The sequence below is a fragment of the Agrobacterium sp. fls2-241-TYG-188a genome, assembly GCF_030209845.1.
The window spans coordinates 260,864-284,359 of record NZ_JARVRD010000007.1 but is presented as its reverse complement, the minus strand read 5'-3'; the positions used below and the strand labels follow the sequence as shown (position 1 = coordinate 284,359).

Annotated in this window: 19 protein-coding genes; 3 read left to right on the top strand and 16 right to left on the bottom strand. The window is 57.9% G+C overall.

Features of this window, described 5'->3' with window-relative positions; genetic code table 11:
* Positions 1-186: 186 nt before the first annotated feature.
* The 7 genes from QRN85_RS20175 to QRN85_RS20145 form a co-directional block, all read right to left on the bottom strand.
* Positions 187-597, bottom strand: a complete 411-nt coding sequence (locus tag QRN85_RS20175; protein WP_062590338.1) for a F0F1 ATP synthase subunit epsilon — start codon at positions 595-597, stop codon at positions 187-189.
* Positions 598-668: 71 nt separating this feature from the next.
* Positions 669-2,126: a F0F1 ATP synthase subunit beta gene (gene atpD, locus QRN85_RS20170; RefSeq protein ID WP_062590336.1), complete on the bottom strand. Its 1,458-nt coding sequence runs from the start codon at positions 2,124-2,126 to the stop codon at positions 669-671.
* A gap of 24 nt (positions 2,127-2,150) precedes the next feature.
* Complete coding sequence (locus tag QRN85_RS20165; RefSeq protein WP_062590335.1) at positions 2,151-3,029, bottom strand: F0F1 ATP synthase subunit gamma; 879 nt, start codon at positions 3,027-3,029, stop codon at positions 2,151-2,153.
* 28 nt (positions 3,030-3,057) lie between these two features.
* A complete protein-coding gene (atpA, locus tag QRN85_RS20160; RefSeq protein ID WP_062590333.1) occupies positions 3,058-4,587 on the bottom strand; it encodes a F0F1 ATP synthase subunit alpha in 1,530 nt (509 codons plus the stop codon).
* A complete protein-coding gene (locus tag QRN85_RS20155; RefSeq protein WP_200939120.1) occupies positions 4,587-5,153 on the bottom strand; it encodes a F0F1 ATP synthase subunit delta in 567 nt (188 codons plus the stop codon). Before QRN85_RS20155 ends, atpA begins: the two co-directional genes overlap by 1 nt.
* A gap of 260 nt (positions 5,154-5,413) precedes the next feature.
* Entirely contained in the window at positions 5,414-5,800 is a 387-nt protein-coding gene (locus tag QRN85_RS20150; RefSeq protein ID WP_284759878.1) for an AGROH133_08824 family phage infection protein, read from the bottom strand.
* Between the two features lie 66 nt (positions 5,801-5,866).
* Positions 5,867-8,098, bottom strand: a complete 2,232-nt coding sequence (locus QRN85_RS20145; protein WP_284759877.1) for a primosomal protein N' — start codon at positions 8,096-8,098, stop codon at positions 5,867-5,869.
* 186 nt (positions 8,099-8,284) lie between these two features.
* On the opposite strand from QRN85_RS20145, the gene QRN85_RS20140 reads away from it, so the two are divergent.
* From QRN85_RS20140 to QRN85_RS20130, 3 genes are all read left to right on the top strand, one after another.
* Positions 8,285-9,220, top strand: coding sequence for a tyrosine recombinase XerC (locus tag QRN85_RS20140; RefSeq protein WP_284759876.1), 936 nt, complete (start codon positions 8,285-8,287; stop codon positions 9,218-9,220).
* 127 nt (positions 9,221-9,347) lie between these two features.
* Positions 9,348-10,442: a TraB/GumN family protein gene (locus QRN85_RS20135; RefSeq protein WP_284759875.1), complete on the top strand. Its 1,095-nt coding sequence runs from the start codon at positions 9,348-9,350 to the stop codon at positions 10,440-10,442.
* Between the two features lie 133 nt (positions 10,443-10,575).
* Positions 10,576-12,567, top strand: coding sequence for a BCCT family transporter (locus QRN85_RS20130; RefSeq protein ID WP_062590325.1), 1,992 nt, complete (start codon positions 10,576-10,578; stop codon positions 12,565-12,567).
* A 30-nt stretch (positions 12,568-12,597) separates the two neighbouring features.
* On the opposite strand, the gene QRN85_RS20125 is transcribed toward QRN85_RS20130, so the two are convergent.
* From QRN85_RS20125 to mdh, 9 genes are all read right to left on the bottom strand, one after another.
* A complete protein-coding gene (locus tag QRN85_RS20125; RefSeq protein WP_284759874.1) occupies positions 12,598-13,092 on the bottom strand; it encodes a cytochrome b in 495 nt (164 codons plus the stop codon).
* 113 nt (positions 13,093-13,205) lie between these two features.
* The gene (lpdA, locus tag QRN85_RS20120) at positions 13,206-14,612 is read right to left on the bottom strand and encodes a dihydrolipoyl dehydrogenase (protein ID WP_284759873.1); all 1,407 of its coding nucleotides are present in this window, start codon (positions 14,610-14,612) and stop codon (positions 13,206-13,208) included.
* 62 nt (positions 14,613-14,674) lie between these two features.
* Positions 14,675-15,316, bottom strand: a complete 642-nt coding sequence (locus QRN85_RS20115; RefSeq protein WP_112961013.1) for a LysE family translocator — start codon at positions 15,314-15,316, stop codon at positions 14,675-14,677.
* Positions 15,317-15,327: 11 nt separating this feature from the next.
* Complete coding sequence (locus tag QRN85_RS20110; RefSeq protein WP_062590450.1) at positions 15,328-15,741, bottom strand: MAPEG family protein; 414 nt, start codon at positions 15,739-15,741, stop codon at positions 15,328-15,330.
* A 69-nt stretch (positions 15,742-15,810) separates the two neighbouring features.
* Positions 15,811-17,046 (bottom strand): 2-oxoglutarate dehydrogenase complex dihydrolipoyllysine-residue succinyltransferase, encoded by a 1,236-nt coding sequence (gene odhB / locus QRN85_RS20105; protein ID WP_112961015.1) that lies wholly within the window; start codon positions 17,044-17,046, stop codon positions 15,811-15,813.
* Between the two features lie 56 nt (positions 17,047-17,102).
* Complete coding sequence (locus QRN85_RS20100) at positions 17,103-20,099, bottom strand: 2-oxoglutarate dehydrogenase E1 component (RefSeq protein ID WP_284759919.1); 2,997 nt, start codon at positions 20,097-20,099, stop codon at positions 17,103-17,105.
* Positions 20,100-20,270: 171 nt separating this feature from the next.
* Positions 20,271-21,173 (bottom strand): succinate--CoA ligase subunit alpha, encoded by a 903-nt coding sequence (gene sucD, locus QRN85_RS20095; RefSeq protein ID WP_062590320.1) that lies wholly within the window; start codon positions 21,171-21,173, stop codon positions 20,271-20,273.
* A gap of 17 nt (positions 21,174-21,190) precedes the next feature.
* Complete coding sequence (gene sucC, locus QRN85_RS20090) at positions 21,191-22,384, bottom strand: ADP-forming succinate--CoA ligase subunit beta (protein WP_062590319.1); 1,194 nt, start codon at positions 22,382-22,384, stop codon at positions 21,191-21,193.
* 32 nt (positions 22,385-22,416) lie between these two features.
* Positions 22,417-23,379, bottom strand: a complete 963-nt coding sequence (gene mdh / locus QRN85_RS20085) for a malate dehydrogenase (protein ID WP_062590318.1) — start codon at positions 23,377-23,379, stop codon at positions 22,417-22,419.
* Between the last annotated feature and the right edge of the window lie 117 nt (positions 23,380-23,496).

The window sequence follows — 23,496 nt, the reverse complement described above, 5'->3', positions numbered from 1 at the left end:
TGAAACGCGATTGCGCCGATCTCGATCAACGCTTTCGGCTTCTTTAGCTATCTCTGAAGAGACATACTATACCAGCGTAGGGCGACCATGCGCGATTAAGTGCAGCCCAAAAGAAAAAGCGGCCCGTTGGGCCGCTTGAAGGTTCCGCTTTTTGGGCAGTCGTTCTTACGAACCCGCCCGGTGCTTTCAAGCAGCGACAAGAACCTCGTGCAGGTTCGTCAATTCATAGAGATGCTTTTCAAGCTTTGTCAGATGTTCGTGATGGTGGCTGCCTTCGTCGATCTCTGAACGGGCGGCATCGATACGCTTCTGCAGGTCATCGGCGCTCAGTTCGTCAGCCGGCGTGGCGGATTCGGCAAGCAGCGTGCAACCTGTGGGCAAGATATCTGCGAAACCACCGAAAACCACATATTTGTGGGACTCGCCGGAAGCCAGCTTTACGGTCACGATACCAGGCTTGATTGTCGTCATAACCGGTGCGTGGTTTGGCAGCACGGTCATTTCACCAAGCGTGGCAGGAATGACAACTTCAGTAACCGTTTCGGAAACAAGCAGACGCTCTGGGGAAACAAGTTCGAATTTGAAACTGTCAGCCATGGCTTTTCACTTCTTTTTTGTTGCGCGACGGGCAAAGGCGCGTGTCAAAACACGCGCCTTCTTTCATAGTATCAGGCGACTTCTGCAGCCATCTTCTTGGCTTTTTCGATCGCTTCTTCCATGGAGCCAACCATGTAGAAGGCCGCTTCCGGCAGATGATCGTACTCGCCATTGACGAGGCCCTTGAAGCCCTTGATCGTGTCTTCGAGAGCAACCAGCTTGCCCGGCGAACCGGTGAAGACTTCGGCAACGAAGAATGGCTGGGACAGGAAGCGTTCGATCTTACGAGCGCGCGCAACAGCCAGACGGTCTTCTTCAGACAGTTCGTCCATGCCGAGGATGGCGATGATGTCCTGGAGAGCCTTGTAGCGCTGCAGGGTCGACTGAACCTTACGAGCCACTTCGTAGTGCTCTTCGCCAACGATCATCGGGTCGAGCATACGGGACGTGGAGTCGAGCGGGTCAACAGCCGGGTAGATGCCCTTTTCAGCAATCGAACGCGACAGAACGGTCGTTGCATCCAAGTGGGCAAAGGATGTTGCAGGCGCCGGGTCGGTCAAGTCGTCGGCGGGCACGTAAATTGCCTGAACCGAGGTGATCGAGCCCTTGGTTGTTGTCGTGATGCGTTCCTGCATCTGGCCCATGTCGGTTGCCAGCGTTGGCTGATAACCCACGGCAGAAGGAATACGGCCGAGAAGAGCCGACACTTCGGAACCAGCCTGCGTGAAGCGGAAGATGTTGTCCACGAAGAAGAGAACGTCCTGGCCCTTGTCGCGGAAGTCTTCAGCGATGGTCAGACCTGTCAGAGCAACGCGAGCACGCGCGCCTGGTGGCTCATTCATCTGGCCGTACACGAGTGCAGCCTTGGAACCTTCGCCGCCGCCGTGCTTGTTCACGCCGGATTCGATCATTTCGTGATAGAGGTCGTTACCTTCGCGGGTACGTTCACCAACGCCGGCAAACACCGAGTAACCACCATGTGCCTTGGCGACGTTGTTGATCAATTCCATGATCAGAACGGTCTTGCCAACGCCGGCGCCGCCGAAGAGGCCGATCTTGCCGCCCTTTGCGTAAGGTGCCAAGAGGTCGACGACCTTGATGCCCGTAACCAGAATCTGGCCTTCGGTGGACTGGTCCACGTAGGAAGGAGCTTCCTGGTGGATGGCGCGGCGACCGGAAGTGACCAGCGGGCCTGCTTCGTCAACTGGCTCACCGATAACGTTCATGATACGGCCGAGTGTCTCGGGACCGACTGGAACGGTGATCGGAGCGCCCGTGTCGCGAACGGCCTGACCGCGAACCAGACCTTCGGTCGAGTCCATGGCGATCGTGCGAACAACGTTTTCGCCGAGATGCTGCGCAACTTCGAGAACCAGACGGTTGCCCATGTTGTCAGTTTCGACCGCGTTGAGGATCGCAGGCAGGTCGCCTTCGAACGCCACGTCGACAACAGCGCCGATAACCTGCGTAACCTTGCCGGTCGCGCCAGTGATCGCTGCGGTTTTCTTGGGGGTAGCTGCCTTAGCCATTATCCTTACCCTCTTTCCTTAACCTCAGAGCGCTTCCGCGCCCGAAATGATTTCAATCAGTTCCTTGGTGATCTGAGCCTGGCGTTGACGGTTATAGGAAAGCGTCAGCTTGTGGATCATTTCACCGGCGTTGCGCGTGGCATTGTCCATCGCGCTCATCTTGGCACCCATTTCGCCAGCAACGTTTTCGAGCAGAGCCCGGAAAACCTGAACCGAAATGTTGCGCGGAATAAGGTCTTCCAGAATGGAAGCCGCATCCGGCTCGTATTCGTAGATAGCCGTCGTGGTCGGCTGCACAGCGTCAGCGGCAGGGGCAGCAGCAGGGATGAGCTGCAGGCCTGTCGGCACCTGGCTGATCACCGACTTGAATTCGGAATAGATCAACGTGCAAACATCGAATTCACCGGCGTTGAAACGCGCGATGATCTTCTTGGCAATGCCATCCGCATTCTCGAACCCGACCCGCTTCACGTCACGCAACTCGATGCGCTCGATGATATTGGATGCGAATTCGCGACGAAGGCTGTCGTAGCCCTTCTTGCCGACAGTCATGATCTTGACCGTCTTGCCTTCTGAGATCAGCTTGCGGGCACGATCACGGGCAAAGCGGGAAATCTGGCTGTTGAAACCGCCGCAAAGACCACGCTCAGCGGTGCAGACGACGAGCAGATGCACGTCGTCCTTGCCCGTACCGGTCATCAGAACCGGAGCAACGTCTGCTTCAACCGCCTGCGCGATGTTGGCAAGAACGGCGCCCATGCGCTGCGAGTAAGGCCGGGCGGCCTCCGCAGCTTCCTGGGCGCGCCGAAGCTTCGCCGCGGCGACCATTTTCATCGCCTTGGTAATCTTCTGCGTCGCCTTTACGGAGGCAATGCGGTTTTTCAGATCCTTTAGTGAAGGCATCCGTTATCCGTCCCAGTCACGAGGCTAATCAGGAGAAAGACTTGGCGAAGTTTTCAAGAGCGGTCTTCAGCTTGCTCTTGGTGTCATCGCTAACAGCCTTTTCCGTGCGGATGGTGTCGAGAATGTCCTTGCCTTCCGAACGGAGGTAGGACAGCAGACCCTGCTCGAACTTGCCGATATCGGCAACAGCAACCTTGTCGAGGTAACCGTTAACACCGGCGAAGATCACGGCAACCTGTTCTTCCGTCTTGAGCGGAGAGAACTGTGGCTGCTTGAGCAGTTCGGTCAGACGCGCACCACGGTTCAGCAAACGCTGGGTAGATGCATCGAGGTCGGAACCGAACTGGGCAAACGCTGCCATTTCGCGATACTGGGCAAGCTCACCCTTGATCGACCCGGCAACCTGCTTCATGGCCTTGATCTGCGCAGCAGAACCAACGCGAGACACCGACAGACCGACGTTAACAGCCGGACGGATACCCTGGTAGAACAGGTCGGTTTCAAGGAAGATCTGGCCGTCGGTGATAGAGATCACGTTGGTCGGAATGAACGCGGAAACGTCGTTACCCTGTGTTTCGATGACCGGCAGAGCCGTCAGCGAGCCAGCGCCGTTTTCGTCGGAGAGCTTTGCAGCGCGCTCGAGAAGACGGGAGTGGAGGTAGAAAACGTCACCAGGATAGGCTTCGCGGCCCGGAGGACGACGCAGAAGGAGCGACATCTGACGGTAGGCAACAGCCTGCTTGGAAAGGTCGTCGTAACCGATCAGCGCGTGCTGGCCGTTGTCACGGAAGTATTCACCCATCGCACAACCGGCGAACGGAGCCAGATACTGCATAGGAGCAGGATCGGACGCGGTTGCGGCGACGATGATGGAGTACTGCAGAGCGCCACGCTCTTCCAGAACCTTCACGAACTGGGCAACCGTCGAACGCTTCTGACCGATGGCCACGTAGACGCAGTACAGCTTTTCGCTGTCAGGGCCATTGTCGTGAATGGCCTTCTGGTTGAGGATCGTATCGAGAATGATGGCGGTCTTGCCGGTCTGACGGTCACCAATGACAAGCTCGCGCTGGCCACGGCCGACAGGGATAAGAGCGTCGATAGCCTTGAGGCCTGTCGACATTGGCTCATGAACCGACTTGCGCGGAATGATGCCTGGAGCCTTTACGTCAACGCGCGAACGACGCGTGGCGTTGATGGGACCCTTGCCATCGATCGGGTTGCCGAGAGCGTCGACAACACGGCCGAGAAGCTCTGGACCGACAGGAACGTCAACGATAGCGCCAGTCCGCTTGACGGTGTCGCCTTCCTTGATGTCACGGTCGGAACCGAAAATAACAACACCGACGTTGTCGTTTTCGAGGTTGAGTGCCATGCCGCGAATGCCGCCTGGGAATTCGACCATTTCACCAGCCTGAACATTGTCGAGGCCGTAAACGCGGGCGATACCGTCACCGACGGAAAGCACCTGGCCGACTTCCGAGACTTCTGCCTCGTTGCCGAAATTTTTGATCTGGTCTTTTAGAATTGCGGAAATTTCCGCGGCGCGGATATCCATCAGCCAACCTCTTTCAGTGCAAGCTTAAGGGTGGAAAGTTTGGTGCGAAGAGACGTATCGGTCTGGCGTGAGCCAACCTTGACGATGAGACCGCCAAGAATGGATGGATCGACGGTCAATACGACCTTCACATCCTTGCCAGTCACGCTCTTCAGCGCCGCCTTCAGTTCAGTTTCCTGCGCCTCATCCAGCGCATGTGCCGAAGTCACTTCGGCAGTAATCTCACCGCGATGAGCGGCAGCGATTTCACGATAAGCAACGATCATGCCGGGAACGGCAAACAGACGACGATTGCCTGCGACGACCTTCAGAAAATTTGCCGCAAGACCGGAGATACCGGCCTTTGCAGAAATGGCTGAGATGGCCTTCGACTGATCTTCCGAAGAAAAGACCGGGCTCGCAACCAGACGCTTCAGGTCATCGCTGTCATCCAGCATAGCCTGAAACTTGTCGAGGTCAGCACCGACCGCTTCAATCACACCCGCTTCCAGAGCAAGCTCGAAAAGCGACGACGCATACCTTTCCGCTACACCGGATGTTCCATGGGAGGTATCTGCCACGGGCACTTTTTCCCTGCTAATCGTCCAAGAAGGCCAAGCTGAGGACCAGCTCCACCAAATTCTTGAAATCGTTTCAATTTCCCCGAAAAAGGCCGGAATTCCCCCCTGCCTTATCTCGATTTCGCGGTCCGTCTAGCATAGGAAGCCGGGACTCGCAACACGCGTAGTAACGGAAAGTGTCGTTTGGGCAAGAGGGATGGCGTTAAATTTTCCGACATCATGCCCTTGGGAGCGATAACTGCGGCAGAAATGTCAAAACCGCCGCTTTAGACCATTCCGAATACGTAGCCGAGCGGCAAGGCCGCGAGAATGGCGTGAACAACCAGGAGTAGGCAATTTCGCAGTGTTGCTCCACCGTCCGACAGGATTGAGAGCACAGCACCGAAGACAGCAAGGGCGAATGAAGCCCCGAATGCGAGGTAAACCATGGGCTGGGCGAGCAGCATCGCCGTTGCGCCAAACCCGAGATAGAATGCTGCCACGGAAGATCGAAGCAGGACGAGGCCGTCGCGGCGCTCTGCCGTGACCTGAAGGCCAAACAACCGGAAGATGAGCGCCGGTGCAAACATGATGACAAGGCCGATGACAGCGGAAAGGGCTGCGGCGAAAAAGGCGAGCTGTTCGCCGAACTCCACCGGAAAATAGAACTCCATGATGTCCCTCAAATCAATATTCTCGTGGCCGCCTTATGGCACGAAGACTGCGCCATCGAAAGAAGCTCAGAGAAAACTTTGTGGGTCGATATCCACCTGAACGTGGATCGATCCTCGCTCCTTCGGCCCGTTACCGAGCATGGCCCGCATGAAGGATTGCATGTCGGAATTGCGCTTGCCGTGAACGAGCAAACGAAAACGGTAGCGTCCGCGGATCAGCGCAAGCGGTGCTTCCGCCGGTCCAAGCAGCATGATGCCGGAGGCAGGGGGTGCCGATGCACGCAAGCCGCGGGCATGGGCTTCGGCCTCGGCCCGGGTATCTGCAGAAACGATAACCGAGGCCAGACGGCCAAAGGGTGGCAGCAGCGCCTTTTCTCTCTCAATCACCTCACGCTCGTAAAATGCGGCCGCATCTCCTGAAACAATGGCCTGCATAACGGGATGCTGGGGCTGGTAAGTCTGCAGCAGCCCGTGGCTCTTGCGACCCGTGCGACCAGCGCGACCGGTCACCTGGGACAGGAGCTGGAATGTCCGTTCCGCCGCGCGCGGATCACCATTTGCAAGACCGATATCGGCATCGACAATGCCAACCAGCGTCATCAGCGGAAAATTATGGCCTTTGGCAACAAGCTGCGTGCCGATCACGATATCCGCCTCGCCTTTGACAATTGCTTCCAGTTCCAGTCTCAAGCGCTTGACGCCCATGAGATCGGACGACAGCACGATTGTCCGCGCCTCCGGGAAGTGCTTCTCGACCTCTTCTGCAATCCGCTCGACGCCGGGGCCGCAAGCAGCCAGATGATCGAAAGTTCCGCATTCCGGGCAATGATCGGGCGTCGGCTGGCTGTGGCCACACTGGTGGCACTGCAACTGGCTGCGGAAACGGTGCTCCACCAGCCAGCTTGAGCATTGCGGACACTGGAAGCGGTGACCGCAAACCCTGCACAGGGTAAGCGGTGCATAACCGCGCCTGTTCAGAAACAGCAGCGACTGCTCGCCCTTCTCCAGTGTCTTTGCAATGCCGCGGAGCAAAACAGGCGACAGGAAACCACCTCGCTCCGGCGGATGGCGACGCATATCCACAAGATGCAGATCCGGCATCGCCGCATCACCGAAGCGCGTGTGCAGATGAATCGTATTGTAGCGGCCTGACGTGCCGTTGACCTGGCTTTCGACGGATGGCGTGGCCGACACGAGCACCACCGGGAAATCCGCGATACGGGCGCGCACCACGGCCATGTCGCGCGCATTGTAATAGACGCGATCTTCCTGCTTGTAGGCAGGGTCATGTTCTTCATCGACAATGATGAGGCCCAGATTGTCGAACGGCAGGAACAGGGCGGAGCGCGCACCAGCCACAACCCGGACCTCTCCGGTGACCGCCTGACGCCATACCCTTTCCCGCATACGCGGTGACAGGTCCGAGTGCCATTCTGCCGGCTTGGAGCCGAAGCGATCCTGAAAGCGTTCAAGAAACGAGGCCGTCAGGGCAATTTCCGGCAACAGGATAAGGACCTGCTTTCCCTGCCGCAGGGTTTCGGCAACGGCCTCGAAATAGACCTCGGTTTTTCCAGATCCCGTCACCCCATCAATAAGGGAGACGGCGAAGCTGCCTTTCACCACGTCTTCGAGGATTTCCGATGCAGCCTGCTTTTGCGGACCTTCAAGTCGGGGTGCGGTATAGTCCGGATCAGGCTCCGCAACGACTGGCGGCGCTGGCAGGAAGACGGTTTCAAACACCCCCTGCTTCGCAAGGCCATCAATGACGCTTGCGGAAACGCCCGCCGCATTGGCAAGGCCGCTCTTGGTCCAAGCGTGCCCCTCAGCGGCAAGCTCCAGCACGCGCGCACGCGCCGGGGTCGACCGTTCCGGGCGAGCCTCTGTCAGGCGCAGGCCTTCGATCATCGGTTCAGGATCAAAGGCAGCCGGTGCGCGCAAGGCCATGCGCGCCACCAGACCCGGTGCTGACAGGGTATAGGCAGCGACCCAATCGATGAAACGGCGCATTTCCGTGCGCATGGGCGGGCAGTCGAAGGCTTTGGTGATCGGTCGCAATTTCTTGGGATCGACAGGCGCACCATCGCTCTCATCCCAGACAACGCCAATGACCTGTCTGGGGCCCAGCGGCACCTGCACGATGGAACCGGGCTCGACAATCATTCCTTCCGGCACCGCATAGCTATAGGGCCCCGGCGCGGGCAACGGCACCAGCACGGGCACAGCCGAAACAGGGTCAGACGGAGAAGGCTTGCGTTGATCGAACAGCGCGCCAAACAGATCGGTCGAATCTTTTGCCATGATGCAGGCGACAATGCCCTCTACGGATAGGAAAGGGAACCTTTAGCGCATCACATCCGGGATCGGAATCATTTTTGGGCGTGTCAGGCCTCTTCAGCTAGGCGCCATGGCCGCACATCATGAAAAGTTTAACCAAATGCTGAGGGCGGCAGCGTATTGTCGTATGAAACGACGGGAAACAGCGACTTGCAGGACATTCTGACCTTTGCCGATACTGAGCTTCTTGCGCTGCGCCAATCATGGTTGGCTTCGCTTGAGGGCGAACGGCGATTGGCCGGAAACACCGTGGAGGCCTATGAGCGCGATACGCGGCAATTCCTCATGTTCATGACAGGTCACCTCGGGCATTCCACTCGCCTGACCGATATCGGAAAGCTTCGGCCCGTCGATCTGCGCTCTTTTCTGGCGTTTCGGCGCAAGGAGGGAACCGGTGCGCGTTCACTTGGGCGGCACCTCGCTGGCCTGCGTTCCTTTCTTCGTTACCTGGAAAAAAAGGGGCTGGTCAATGCGGCAGGCGCAACGGCCATGCGCTCTCCCAAACAGCCAAAGTCCCTGCCCAAACCGCTGACCGACCGGCAGGCGCTGACAATCACCACTGCCGAGGGGCAGCTTTCAGACGAACCGTGGATCGCCGCACGCAATGCGGCGGTGCTTGCGCTGCTGTATGGTTGCGGGTTGCGCATTTCCGAAGCCCTCGGTCTGACGGCATCCGACCTGACCGCCGGGACGCGAAGCCTTCGGGTCACCGGCAAGGGAAACAAGATGCGCGTCGTGCCGCTGCTCCCCGTCGTGCTGGAAGCAGTCGAGGCCTACCGCAAGCTTTGCCCATACCATCTGGCACAAGACGAGCCGCTTTTCCTCGGTGCGCGTGGCGGGCCTCTGCAGCCGGCAATCATTCAGCGTGAAATGCAGAAGATGCGGGGCGCCTTCGGCCTGCCGGAGAATGCGACACCGCACGCACTGCGCCATTCCTTTGCCACGCATCTTCTGGCGGGCGGCGGTGACTTGCGCACAATTCAGGAGTTGCTGGGTCATTCCAGCCTGTCGACGACGCAAATCTATACCGGCGTCGACACCGCCAGATTGCTGGAAATCTACGACAAGGCGCATCCTCGCGCCTGAAACGAAGGATGTCATACCCAACAGGATTAAAAAGACGCAAGCGTTTACTGTTTGCTAACCAAACGCGTTAACCGTCCATGCAAATCCGCCGCCCTATAAGCAATCGCAAATGACAGGGGGTGATTCGATGATTGTTATTTCCAAGCCTCAGAGCCTGACGTCCTTATTGATGGGCCGCATGGGAAATGCGCTTTTGTGGCTGTTCGCCTCCATGCACCTGGCGGCGCTTGCCGTTCTGCTGGCGACCCTTCTGTCACTCACGGATGCGAATGCCGCTACGCAGGAAACAGCCTGCCCGGGGAAAAATCTGCTGGTGGACATGCAGCAGTCGGACAAGGCAGGCTACGACGCAATTGTCGAAGAGGCTGCGAAGATACCGAATGGTCAAGGCACCTTCTGGAAGATCGAAAAAGACGGGGTCGAGCCGTCGTGGCTTCTGGGAACAATGCATCTGTCCGACCCGCGCGTGCTTGAAATGCCGCAGGGCGCGCCCGAAGCCTTCGCGAAAGCGACGACCGTCATCGTGGAATCCGATGAGATCACCGATGAGAAGCAGGCTGCGGCAGCACTTCTCGCAAAGCCCGAACTCATGATGTTTCTCGACGGGACATCCATGACCGACATGCTGTCGAAAGAAGATGCAGCAACGCTTGAACGTGGCCTGAAGGAGCGCGGCATTCCCCTCGCCGCCGTTGCGAAGATGAAACCCTGGATCCTGTCCAGCTTCGTCGCACTCCCGGCCTGCGAATACGCCCGCAAAGCCAGCGGTGCCAGCTTTCTGGACATGAAGCTTGCAAAAGATGCCGTCGCTCAGGGCAAGAAACTCGTGGGCCTCGAGACGCTTCTTGGGCAGATTACGGCCCTGTCGGAACTTCCAATGTCCTTCCATGTCCAGTCATTGGTCGAAATGCTTCGGCTTGGCGCGCGAATGGATGACATGATGACGACGATGATCGAACTCTATCAGGATGGACAGGTCGGAATGATCATGCCCATGATGAAGCATCTCGATGCCAGCGAGAGTTCGGATGAAGGCTATGCAGCATTTGAACAGCGCGTTATCGATGATCGCAATTACGTCATGGCTAAGGGCGCTACACCACATCTCGAAAAGGGCAATGTGTTCATGGCAGTCGGCGCCCTGCATCTTCCCGGTGAGGTAGGGGTCATCGAACTCCTGCGTAAAAGCGGCTTCACGCTGACCGCTGTCAACGAGTGGTAAGCCACTGTAAATTTAGCATTTTCTTAAGTTCAAAATCGGCACCTTTGGTGCAACCATATCGCGCGCAATTCATTATTTCCTCGCATCAAGGCTGCGACAGCGGCCTGGAAACCTGTTTTCGAGGGGAAAAGAGATGGCACACGAACCAAGTGAACCGAAGCGTGTGGGTCTGACAGAGGGGGTTAACAAGCCCGTCTTCATCTGGTCAGTCGGTCTGACGCTGGTCTTCGTGATCGCTGGCGTGATTGCGCCCCAGGGTTCTGCCGCCGTCTTCAGCGCCATGCAGTCATGGATCGTGACGGAGCTTGGCTGGATCTACCTTTTGTCAGTGGCTGTCTTTCTGATCTTCATGCTTTACCTGGGCTTCTCCAGCCACGGCAGGATCAAGCTGGGGCCGAATCACTCCGAGCCGGATTACAGCTATGGTGCATGGTTCTCGATGCTCTTTGCGGCAGGCATGGGCATTGGCCTTGTCTTCTTTGGCGTGGCGGAACCGGTCAAACATTTCACGGCACCCCCGGTGGGAGACCCCGCCACCATCGATGCCGCCCGCACCGCCATGGAAATCAGCTATTTCCATTGGGGACTCCACGCCTGGGCCGTCTATGCCGTCATCGGTCTTTCACTTGCCTATTTTTCATTCCGTCACGGTCTGCCCCTAACCATGCGCTCGGCGCTCTACCCCCTGATCGGTGATCGCATTTACGGTCCCATCGGCAACGCCGTCGATATCTTCGCCGTTATCGGTACTCTCTTCGGTGTCGCGACATCGCTCGGATTGGGTGTTCTGCAGGTCAATGCAGGCTTCAACCACGTGCTTGGCTGGCCAATCAGCTTCTGGATACAGTTGCCGCTGATTGTCATCATTACCGGCATGGCGACCGTCTCTGTCGCAACCGGTCTCGATAAGGGCATCAAGTTCCTGTCCAATCTGAACATGATGATGGCCGTTGCCCTCATGCTGTTCGTCTTCGTGATGGGGCCGACGACCTTCCTGTTGCGCGCATTCGTCCAGAATCTGGGAGCCTATCTGGACCACTTCGTCCTGCGTACTTTCTACATGTACGCCTATGCCCCCGATAAAGGCCCGAGTGACTGGCTGGGTGACTGGACGCTGTTCTATTGGGGCTGGTGGATCGCCTGGTCGCCCTTCGTCGGCATGTTCATTGCCCGCATCTCGCGCGGACGGACGATACGTGAATTCATTGCAGGCGTGTTGCTCGTACCCGCTGGTTTCAGCTTTGCATGGATGACTGTCTTCGGCGACACGGCGCTTTCCATGCATCTGACAGGCGCGACGACTGCCGTTTCAGAAGCCGTGGCAAATGACGTAACCCTTGCACTGTTCGTGTTTCTTGAGCAGTTCCCGCTCGGTGTCTATGTGTCGTGGTTTGCGATGGCATTGATCGTGTTTTTCTTCGTCACAGGCGCGGACTCCTCTGCACTGGTCATCGATACGCTGACATCAGGCGGGCGTGAGGATGGCCCGACGGCACGCCGTGTCTTCTGGGCAATCGTCTCTGGGATAATCGGAGCGATATTGCTGTCGACAGGCGGCTTGGATGCCTTGCAGACCGCATCCATTGCCGGTGCCCTGCCCTTCACCTTTGTCATGCTTCTGATGTGCTGGGGCCTCTGGAAGGGACTGCAGCGCGAGGGCTTGCGGCAGAACGCACTGGTACAAAGCCTGAGACCACGCCAGTCGGCCAGCTGGCAGCGTCAGTTGCAGGGCATCTTGAACCATCCCGGAAAGGCCGAAACGGAGCGTTTTCTCCACGACGTCGCAACGCCTGCCCTTGAGGCCGTCGCGCTTGAGCTGGAGAAACGTGCGCTCACCTCAAAGTTCGATCATCAGGCGGACAGGCTGAAGCTGGTCGTAACACCGGGCGAGGCGGAGGAATTCATCTATGGCATCCGCATGCGCCGCTATGAAACACCCGGCTACAGTTTCTTCGAGAGCCAGTCAAACCGCAAGACCGCCGACCATTACTACCGCGCCGAAGTCTTTCTGTCGGACGGTGGGCAGGACTACGACGTCATGGGCTTCACCAAGGAGGAGTTGATCCAGGACGTCCTGCTCCAATATGACAGGCACTTCCAGTACCTCCACGCCATCCGGAGCTAAAGACTGCGTCAAGGCCAAGCGGAAGGATGCTCAGGTCATCCGCTTGATAAGGTTCGTCCGCCAGTAGAGCTGGTGGACGAGCACCGCCGTAATGTGAACGACGATCAACACCCACAGGAGTAGTTTGAGCGGGCCGCCATGCAGATCGCCAGCCACTTCGTTGCCGAAGTAGTATTTTCCGATCCCAGCAAGCGGCATGACGGCGAACAGCGCGTAGAACGCCCAATGCGCAATTTTGGCTGCCAATTTTGCCAGTTTCGGCTCGTTGGCAGGCGCCTCGGGTACACCTTGTACCAAGCGTAAAACCAGTCTCACAAGACAAAGCAGCAGAATGGCGATGCCGACATAGGCATGGATATTCGCCGAGGAAATGTCGGCAGCGGTTACGGGTTCGCCCCGCCGGACCAGCCTGTTCCACTGCTCCATGCCATCCGCAAACAGGAGATTGAAAAAGATCGCCAGCGCCATCAGCCAGTGAAGCGTCTTTTGTGGAAACGTGTAGCCAGTTCGTGACGCAGCAGCCATGCCCTTAACCCCTCAGAAGCGTCCAGGCATCATGATAAAAGCCGCAGCTTCAATCAAGCTGCGGCTTTTGCCTTACCAAAATATAATGATGGAGCCGCTCGCGGCCCGGCCGATTACATGTGGATCGGCTTGAAGAAGGTTGCGAGGGCAGCTTCCTTGACCGCTTCCGACATGGTCGGGTGCGCGTGGCAGGTGCGGCCCAGATCTTCCGACGAACCGCCAAACTCCATCAGGACCGAAATTTCCTGGATCAGTTCGCCAGCGCCGAAACCGATGATGTGTCCACCCAGAACGCGATCCGTTTCCTTGTCAGCAAGGATCTTCACGAAACCATCGGTAACCTGCATGGCGCGGGCGCGGCCATTGGCCGTGAAGGGGAATTTGCCGACCTTGTAGGCGATGCCTGCGGCTTTCAATTCCTCTTCGGTCTTGCCGACCGACGCGACTTCCGGCTGGGTATAGACGACGCCCGGGATGACATCATAGTTCACGTGGCCATGCTGACCGGCAAGGATTTCCGCAAGTGCCACACCTTCGTCTTCGGCCTTATGAGCAAGCATCGGACCCTTGACCACGTCACCGATGGCATAGATTCCTGCGACATTCGTCTTGTAGTGACCATCGATTTCAACGCGACCGCGGCTATCCAGCACCACGCCGGCCTCTGCCAGACCAAGACCTTCAGTGTATGGCTTGCGACCGGTCGAGATCAGCACGACATTGGCTTCCAGCGTCTCAGCAGCGCCACCCTTGACCGGCTCAAACACCACCTTGGCACCATCGCCTGACTTCTCAACAGCGGTAACCTTGGCGCCCATCTTGAAGTCCATGCCCTGCTTGGCAAACAGGCGCTGGGCCTGCTTGGACAATTCGCCGTCCATGCCGCCAAGAATGTTGTCGAGATATTCGACGACGGTGACCTTCGCGCCAAGCCGTGACCAAACGGAACCGAGTTCGAGACCGATGACGCCGCCACCAACAACGATCATCTTTTCCGGAACCTTCGACAGGGCAATGCCGCCCGTCGAGGACACGATAACCTGCTCATCGATTTCGACCTGTACACCCGGAATGCCCGCGACATCAGAACCCGTCGCGATGACGATGTTCTTGGTCTCGATTTCCTGAACCTCGCCCGCATCATTGGTCACGGAGACCTTGCCGGCAGAAACGACCTTGCCGAGGCCCTGGAATGTATCGATCTTGTTCTTCTTGAACAGGAAGGATACGCCATCGACATTGGCCTTCACGACGCCGTCCTTGTGCGCCATCATCTTTTCAAGGTTCAGTTTAGGAGCTGCGACCTCGATGCCAAGGCTATCGACGCCGTGGGCCACGTGGGCAAAAACTTCCGACGCGTGCAGCAGTGCCTTGGAGGGAATGCAGCCGACGTTGAGGCAGGTGCCGCCATAGGTCGCACGCTTTTCGACAACAGCGACCTTAAGCCCCAACTGCGCTGCCTTGACTGCGCAAACATATCCGCCCGGGCCTGTGCCGATCACAACTACATCATATGCCATGTCTTTGTTCCTGATAGATTGTGGACGGCGACCGCCGCCCTTTCTTTCGTTTGACCTGAAATTCAGGCCGATTTTTCAGTTGCAAGCTTGATTCCGAGGGCGATGAACACAACGCCACTCGTGCGGTCGATCCACTGGCTGGCACGGGCGAAAGCCGCGCGCATCCGTGGTGTCGTCATGAACATGCTGACACCGACAAACCAGAGAATGAGGCAGCTTGCCATCACGAAACCGTAGCCGAACTTGATCGGAACGGGCGTATGCGCATGAACCACCGTCGAGAAGATCGACAGAAAGAAGAACACCGGCTTGGGATTGAGCGCATTGGCCGCAAAACCAAGGGTAAAGGCCTTGAGGCCCGATTGTCTTTTCTGCTTGGCGACATCGACCGCATCGACCTCCGGCATGTCCATCTTGCCAGCGCGCAAAGCCTTGATGCCGATATAGATTAGATAGGCGACGCCAAGCCACTTTACGATGTTGAAAAGATAAATGGACTGAGAAATGACCAGCCCGAGCCCAAGGATCGTATAGGTGACGTGGAACATCAGGGATGTTCCCACACCGAAACTGGTGATGATCGCCGCTCTGCGCCCATTCACCATGGCCTGACGCATGACCATGGCGAGGTCGGCCCCGGGAGACACGATGGCAAACGAGAAAATCGCCATCAGGGATGCAAGCTCGATGAGATACTGGTGCATCGATCTTTCCCCTAGAACATCAAGACGAAGAGCATGAGGAGAAGCCCGATCATGGAACCGATCCAGACCAGTGACCGGACATAGGGAATGCCCATCAGATAGAGCGGGATGTAGACAATGCGGCAGATGACCCAGATCCATGCGCCAATCAAAGCAATCCCTGCAGGATCGCCCGCCATGATGACCCCAAAGGCGAGAGCGATGAAGGCAACGTAGGTTTCGAGAAAATTCGAGACTGCGCGCTCTGCACGGCCAGCAAGCTTGCCCTGCGGTTTTTTGCCGTCGTCACGCGGACCGGCATTCCAGCTGCTCCCCAACTCTTTCGTCGCCGTCATGGCCTGCAGCGCGATGTGCACCATCAGAATGAGCACACTGACCCCTATGAGGGGTAGAAACGGTGATGCGGCGAGGAAAGTGGGTTGCACGAGCAAGCTCCTGAGACAATTTCAGCGGGATTTCACTTGAAACCCCGCTGACCGAAAAAGCAAGTTCGATCAGAGATCGAGAACGAGACGCTCTGGATCCTCAAGGCTTTCCTTGACACGGACGAGGAAGGTCACGGCTTCCTTGCCGTCAACGATGCGGTGATCGTAGGACAGCGCGAGATACATCATCGGACGGATCACGACCTGGCCGCCGATGGCAACCGGACGATCCTGGATCTTGTGCATGCCAAGAATACCGGACTGAGGCGCATTCAGGATCGGCGAAGACATCAGTGAACCGTAGACACCGCCATTGGTGATGGTGAAGGTGCCGCCCTGCATGTCTGCCATGCCCAGCGAACCATCGCGTGCTGCCTTGGCAAGACGACCCAGTTCCTTTTCAACGCCAGCGATGGAGCGCTGATCGGCATCACGGATAACAGGAACCACGAGGCCCTTGTCCGTGCCGACAGCCATGCCGACGTGACAATAGTTCTTGTAGATGATGTCGGTGCCATCGATCTCGGCGTTAACCGCTGGCAGTTCCTTCAGCGCATGTGTCACAGCCTTGGTGAAGAAGCCCATGAAGCCGAGCTTGACGCCATGCTTCTTCTCGAACACGTCCTTGTAGCGATTGCGCAGTTCCATGACCGCAGTCATGTCCACTTCATTGTAAGTGGTCAGCATCGCGGCTGTGTTCTGTGCGTCCTTCAGGCGGCGCGCAATGGTCTGGCGCAGGCGGGTCATCTTCACGCGCTCTTCGCGAACAGCATCGCCCTCGGAAGAGGCCGGACGTGGTGCGGAAACGGCAGCAGGTGCTGCGGCAGGAGCAGACGTTCCCTTGGCGACAGCCGCCAGAACGTCACCCTTCAGAACCTGGCCACGCTTGCCGGAACCGTCAACCTGATCGGCCGACAGATTGTTTTCAGCCAGCAGCTTTCCAGCAGCAGGTGCTGGTGGCATGGAGCTTGGTGCAGAAGAAACAGCGGCAGGTGCAGCAGCAGCCGGTGCGGCTTCAGGAGCCTTTGCCGGTGCAGCAGCAGGTGCGGATGGAGCAGCGCCTGCTGCACCCTCAGCGATCTGGCCGAGCAGCGCGTCGAGACCGACGGTCTCGCCGTTCTGCGCAACAATTTCTGTAAGGACGCCTGAAGCCGGCGCTGGAACTTCAACGGTAACCTTGTCGGTTTCCAGCTCTACCAGCGGCTCATCAGCCTTGACGGTATCGCCAACTTTTTTGAACCAAGTGCCGACAGTCGCTTCGCTGACGGACTCGCCGAGGGTTGGTACGCGGATTTCAGTGGCCATGATCTAGTTCCGTTTCATCAAAAATCTGTTTTGCAAGGGTGCCTGCGGGAGAGCTTTCACTCTCCCAGCGCGTCTTCCAGGAATGCCGCGAGCTGCGCGAGGTGCTTGGACATCAGGCCCGTTGCTGGCGATGCAGCAGCCGGACGACCCGTGTAACGGACCTTCTGGTACTTGGCATCGATGTGGGCGAGAACCCATTCCAGATAAGGGTCGATGAACGACCACGCACCCATGTTCTTCGGCTCTTCCTGGCACCAGACCATCTCGGCATTGCGGAAGCGCGACAGCTCGTTGATGAGCGCCTTGGCCGGGAACGGATAGAGTTGCTCGATGCGCAGCAGGTAGATGTCGTCGATGCCGCGCTTTTCGCGCTCTTCGAGAAGATCGTAATAGACCTTGCCGGTGCACAATACGACGCGACGGATCTTGGAATCCTTCTGCAGCTTGATCGGGCCGTCCTTGATGACCTCAGCATCGTCCCACAGCAGGCGGTGGAACGAGGACTCGCCAGCCAGCTCTGTCAGCGAAGACGTCGCACGCTTGTGGCGCAGCAGGGACTTCGGCGTCATCAGGATCAGCGGCTTGCGGAAGTCGCGCTTCACCTGACGGCGCAGGATGTGGAAGTAGTTGGATGGCGTGGTCACGTTTGCGACCTGCATGTTGTCTTCAGCGCACATCTGCAACCAGCGTTCCAGACGGGCAGACGAGTGTTCCGGACCCTGACCTTCATAGCCATGCGGGAGAAGGCAGACGAGACCGGACATGCGAAGCCACTTGCGTTCACCAGACGAGATGAACTGGTCGAAGACGACCTGCGCACCGTTGGCGAAGTCACCGAACTGGGCTTCCCAAAGCGTCAGCGCATTCGGACGAGCCAGCGAGTAGCCATATTCGAAACCAAGGACGGCTTCTTCAGACAGCATCGAGTTGATGACTTCGTAACGAGCCTGCGTTGGCGCAAGGTTTGCCAGCGGAATGTACCGCTCTTCGCTCTCCTGATCGTAGAGAACCGAGTGACGCTGCGAGAAGGTGCCACGCTCGCAATCCTGACCGGACAGACGGATCTTGTGGCCGTCAACGACGAGCGAACCGAATGCCATGGCTTCCGCCATCGCCCAGTCAAGACCTTCACCGGTCTCGATCATGTTGGCGCGGTTTTCCATGAAGCGCTGAATGGTCTTGTGCGCCTTGAAACCTTCAGGAATGGTCGACAGCTTGCGACCGATTTCCTTCAACTGCTTCATCGGAGCACCGGTCTTGCCACGGCGCTGCTCATCGGCATTGTCGGCGGCACGCAGGCCGGACCACTGGCCGTCGAGCCAGTCGGCCTTGTTCGGCTTGTAGCTCTGACCGGCTTCGAATTCCTGCTCCAGATTGGCGCGCCAATCGGCCTTCATCTTTTCGAATTCGCCTTCGGTCAGCAGACCTTCGGCAATCAGGCGCTCGGCATAGATATTCGCGACCGTCTTGTGAGCGCGAATGACCTTGTACATCTTCGGCTGCGTGAAGGACGGCTCATCGCCTTCATTGTGGCCGAAGCGGCGGTAGCAGAACATGTCGATGACGACAGGCTTGTGGAACTTCATGCGGTATTCGGTCGCAACTTTCGCCGCGTAAACAACCGCTTCCGGGTCATCACCATTGACGTGGAAGATCGGCGCTTCGATCATCTTGGCAACGTCGGATGGGTAAGGCGACGAGCGCGAGAAGCCCGGATTCGTCGTAAAGCCGATCTGGTTGTTGATGATGAAGTGCATGGTACCGGCAACGCGGTGACCGCGAAGGCCGGACAGACCGAGGATTTCGGCCACCACGCCCTGACCTGCGAAGGCAGCATCGCCATGCAGCAGCAGTGGCAGAACCTTGGCGCGCTCGGACAGAGGAATGGTATCGCCGTCCCAGGACTTTGCAAGCTGGTCCTGCTTGGCGCGAGCCTTGCCCATGACGACAGGGTTGACGATTTCAAGATGCGAAGGGTTGGCCGTCAGCGACAGGTGAACCTTGTTGCCATCGAATTCGCGGTCGGAAGACGCACCGAGGTGGTACTTCACGTCGCCGGAACCTTCGACGTCGTCGGGCTTGAACGAACCGCCCTTGAACTCGTGGAACACGGCGCGGTGCGGCTTGCCCATGACGTTGGTCAGAACGTTGAGACGGCCACGGTGGGCCATGCCGAGAACGACTTCTTCCAGACCGTCCTGGCCGCCGCGCTTGATGATCTGTTCCAGCGCCGGGATGAGCGATTCACCGCCATCAAGGCCGAAACGCTTCGTGCCCTTGAAGCGAACATCGAGGAACTGCTCGTAGCCTTCGGCTTCGACCAGCTTGGACAGGATGGCCTTCTTGCCTTCGGCTGTGAAGGCAACGCCCTTGTCCGGGCCTTCGATGCGCTCCTGGATCCAGCCCTTTTCTTCCGGGCTCGAAATATGCATGAATTCGACGCCGAGCGTCGAGCAATAGGTCCGCTCGAGAATTTCGATCATCTCACGAACGGTCGCGTATTCGAGACCCAGAACGTTATCGATGAAAATCTTGCGGTCGTAATCGCTCTCTTCGAAGCCGTAGGACTTCGGCGACAATTCGTTATAATCCTCAACCGCGCTGGCAATGCCGAGCGGATCGAGCTTTGCATGCAGGTGACCGCGCATACGGTAGGCGCGGATCATCATGATGGCGCGCACGCTGTCGCGCGTGGCCTGCAAGACTTCTGCTTCGCTGACGCCCTTGCCGGTTTCTGCGCCCTTGGCTTCGGCCTTGGCCTGTACCTTCTTTTCGATCGCTTTCTCAACCGTTGCCCAGTTGCCGTCTAGCGCCGAGATAAGGTCGCCATTGGCCGCGATAGGCCAGTTTGCGCGCTTCCACGAAGCACCCTTGGCGGCCTTCTTCACGTCGTCGGGATTGTCGGAAAGCCCTTTGAAAAAGCTCTGCCACTCTGGAGAAACGGAGGACGGATCCTCCTCGTACCGGGCGTAGAGCTGCTCGATATAGGCTGCATTCGCGCCGTCTAGAAACGACGTGATCTGAAACTGCTCGTTGGCGTCTTGCCTTGCCATGGTGTTTTCGCGGACGTATTCGCCCGCCTCCTCAATCCCGTTGATGACCGTTTCCGGCCTGCCGCTTTCGTCCACGCCGCGTCTCTATCCGATGCAGCGTCAGTCTCTTTTCTTGCGGCTTCGGGCAGGCTGCCGTTTCCGACACCTGCCCGCTGCCAAATCTTTGTTATCTCAGCCCTTGAGGACTTCGACCAGCGTCTTGCCAAGGCGAGCCGGGGATGGCGAAACCTTGATACCAGCTGCTTCCATGGCCGCGATCTTCGATTCCGCATCGCCCTTGCCGCCGGAAACGACAGCGCCAGCATGGCCCATGGTGCGGCCCTTTGGAGCCGTACGACCGGCAATAAAGCCAGCCATTGGCTTCTTACGGCCCTTCTTGGCTTCGTCGATCAGGAACTGTGCCGCATCTTCTTCTGCAGCGCCGCCGATTTCGCCGATCATGATGATCGATGTCGTCGCTTCATCCGCGAGGAACATTTCCAGCACGTCGATGAACTCGGTGCCCTTGACCGGGTCGCCGCCGATGCCGACAGCCGTCGTCTGGCCGAGACCTTCGTTCGATGTCTGGAACACAGCTTCATATGTAAGCGTGCCGGAGCGCGAGACAATACCGACGGAGCCCTTGCGGAAGATGGAGCCCGGCATAATGCCGATCTTGCATTCTTCCGGCGTCATGATGCCCGGGCAGTTAGGGCCAAGCAGGCGGGACTTGGAGCGGTCGAGGCGAGCCTTGACGCGAACCATGTCCATGACAGGAATGCCTTCGGTGATGCAGGTGATGAACGGAATTTCCGCATCGATGGCTTCGATGATTGCATCTGCAGCGCCTGCTGGCGGAACATAGATCACCGATGCGTCAGCGCCGGTCTTTTCCTTGGCTTCAGCAACCGAAGCGAAGATCGGCAGGGTTTCGCCCTTGGAGCCCGTCCAGTTGGTGCCGCCCTTGGAAGGATGGATACCGCCGACCATCTGCGTGCCGTAATAGGCAAGCGCCTGTTCGGTGTGGAAGGTACCGGTCTTGCCGGTCAGACCCTGAACGAGGATCTTGGTGTCTTTGTTTACAAGAATAGACATTATTTCCAGTCCCTCAATTAGCCGTTGATCGCCGCAACGATCTTCTTGGCCGCATCGTCCAGATCGTCAGCAGCCGTAATCGCAAGACCCGATTCATTCAGAAGCTTCTTGCCCAGCTCGACATTGGTGCCTTCAAGGCGCACGACGAGAGGAACCTTCAGGCCGACTTCCTTCACCGCGGCAATAACGCCTTCAGCAATGACGTCGCACTTCATGATGCCGCCGAAGATGTTGACGAGGATGCCCTCGACCTTTGGGTCAGCCGTGATGATCTTAAACGCAGCCGCAACCTTTTCCTTGCCAGCGCCACCGCCGACGTCGCAGAAGTTTGCAGGCTCTTTGCCGTAGAGCTTGATGATGTCCATCGTTGCCATGGCAAGACCGGCACCGTTGACCATGCAGCCGATGTTGCCATCGAGCGCCACATAGGCGAGGTCCCACTTGGAGGCTTCGATTTCCTTGGCATCTTCTTCGGTCTCGTCGCGCAGCGCCTTGACGTCGTCATGGCGGAAGATCGCGTTGCCATCGAAGGACATCTTGGCGTCGAGAACGCGCAGGTGACCGTCCTTCATGACGATCAGCGGGTTCACTTCCAGAAGAGCCATGTCCTTTTCGACGAAGGCCTTGTAGAGCGCAGGGAAGAGCGCCTTGGCGTCTTCTGCTGCTGCGCTGGAAAGCTCGAGTGCCTTCGAAATTGCAGCGACATTCTCAGCCGTCACACCAGCTTCCGGCTCGATCGCAATCGTGTGGATCTTTTCAGGCGTGTCATGCGCAACGGCCTCGATATCCATGCCGCCTTCCGTGGAAACCACGAATGCAACCTGACCAACGGAACGGTCAACCAGCAGCGAGCAATAGAGTTCGCGCTCGATATCCGCACCATCTTCGATGTAGAGGCGGTTGACCTGCTTGCCGGCATCGCCGGTCTGCGCTGTGACCAGCGTGTTGCCGAGCATATCCTTGGCGTGGGAAACGACTTCCTCGATGGACTTGGCCAGGCGAACGCCGCCCTTCGCATCTGGGCCGAGTTCCTTGAACTTGCCCTTGCCGCGACCGCCAGCATGGATCTGGCTCTTGACCACGTAAAGCGGACCGGGAAGCTGCTTTGCAGCCGCTTCGGCTTCTTCGACCTTGAGGATAGCAACCCCTTCGGCCACCGGCGCACCATAGCCCTTCAGGAGAGCCTTGGCCTGATACTCATGAATATTCATGGATTAATCCCTGTTTGTAGCTTGAACGGCAATTACTTCAGCGACGGAGCAATGTTGACGCAGGCTTCGCAAAGACCCGCAACGGCGCCGACGGACTTCTGGAAGGCAGCTTCCTCGTCCTTGTTCAGTTCGATTTCGATGATGCGTTCAATACCGCCAGCACCGATGATCGTTGGTACGCCGACATACATGTCGTTGACGCCGTACTGACCGGAAAGATAGGCAGCAGCTGGCAGAACGCGCTTCTTGTCCTTGAGGTAGGATTCAGCCATCTCGATTGCGGAAGCCGCAGGCGCGTAATAGGCAGAACCGGTCTTGAGCAGACCGACGATTTCGGCGCCGCCATCACGCGTGCGCTGAACAATTTCCTCCAGACGCTCGGCAGTGAGCCAACCCATCTTGACGAGGTCGGTCAAAGGCACGCCGGCAACCGTGGAGTAACGGGCAAGCGGAACCATCGTGTCGCCGTGGCCGCCCAGAACGAATGCTGTTACGTCTTCAACGGAAACATTGAACTCTTCCGAGAGGAACAGGCGGAAGCGCGCGCTGTCGAGAACACCAGCCATGCCGACAACCTTGTTCTTCGGCAGGCCGGAGAACTTCTGGAGTGCCCAGACCATCGCATCGAGCGGATTGGTGATGCAGATCACGAAAGCATTGGGGGCATATTTCTTGATGCCAGCGCCGACCTGCTCCATGACCTTGAGGTTGATGCCGAGAAGATCGTCGCGGCTCATGCCTGGCTTGCGGGCAACACCGGCGGTCACGATGCAGACATCGGCGCCTTCAATTGCGGCGTAGTCGGATGCGCCGGTGAGCTTTGCATTGAAGCCCTCGACCGGGCCGGACTGGGCAATATCCAGACCCTTGCCCTGCGGGATGCCGTCAGCGATGTCGAAGAGGACGATATCGCCCAGTTCTTTCAGGCTGGCCAGATGCGCCAGCGTACCGCCGATCATGCCAGAACCAATAAGTGCAATCTTTTTGCGAGCCATCGAATGCTTCCTCTCGAGCTTCAATTCAATTTCGCCGCGAATGTATGGCGGCTTTAAATTGTCGCACTCGACTTAGCTTTATTGGCTCCAATTGGCAACAGATTCTTTTAGGCTCAG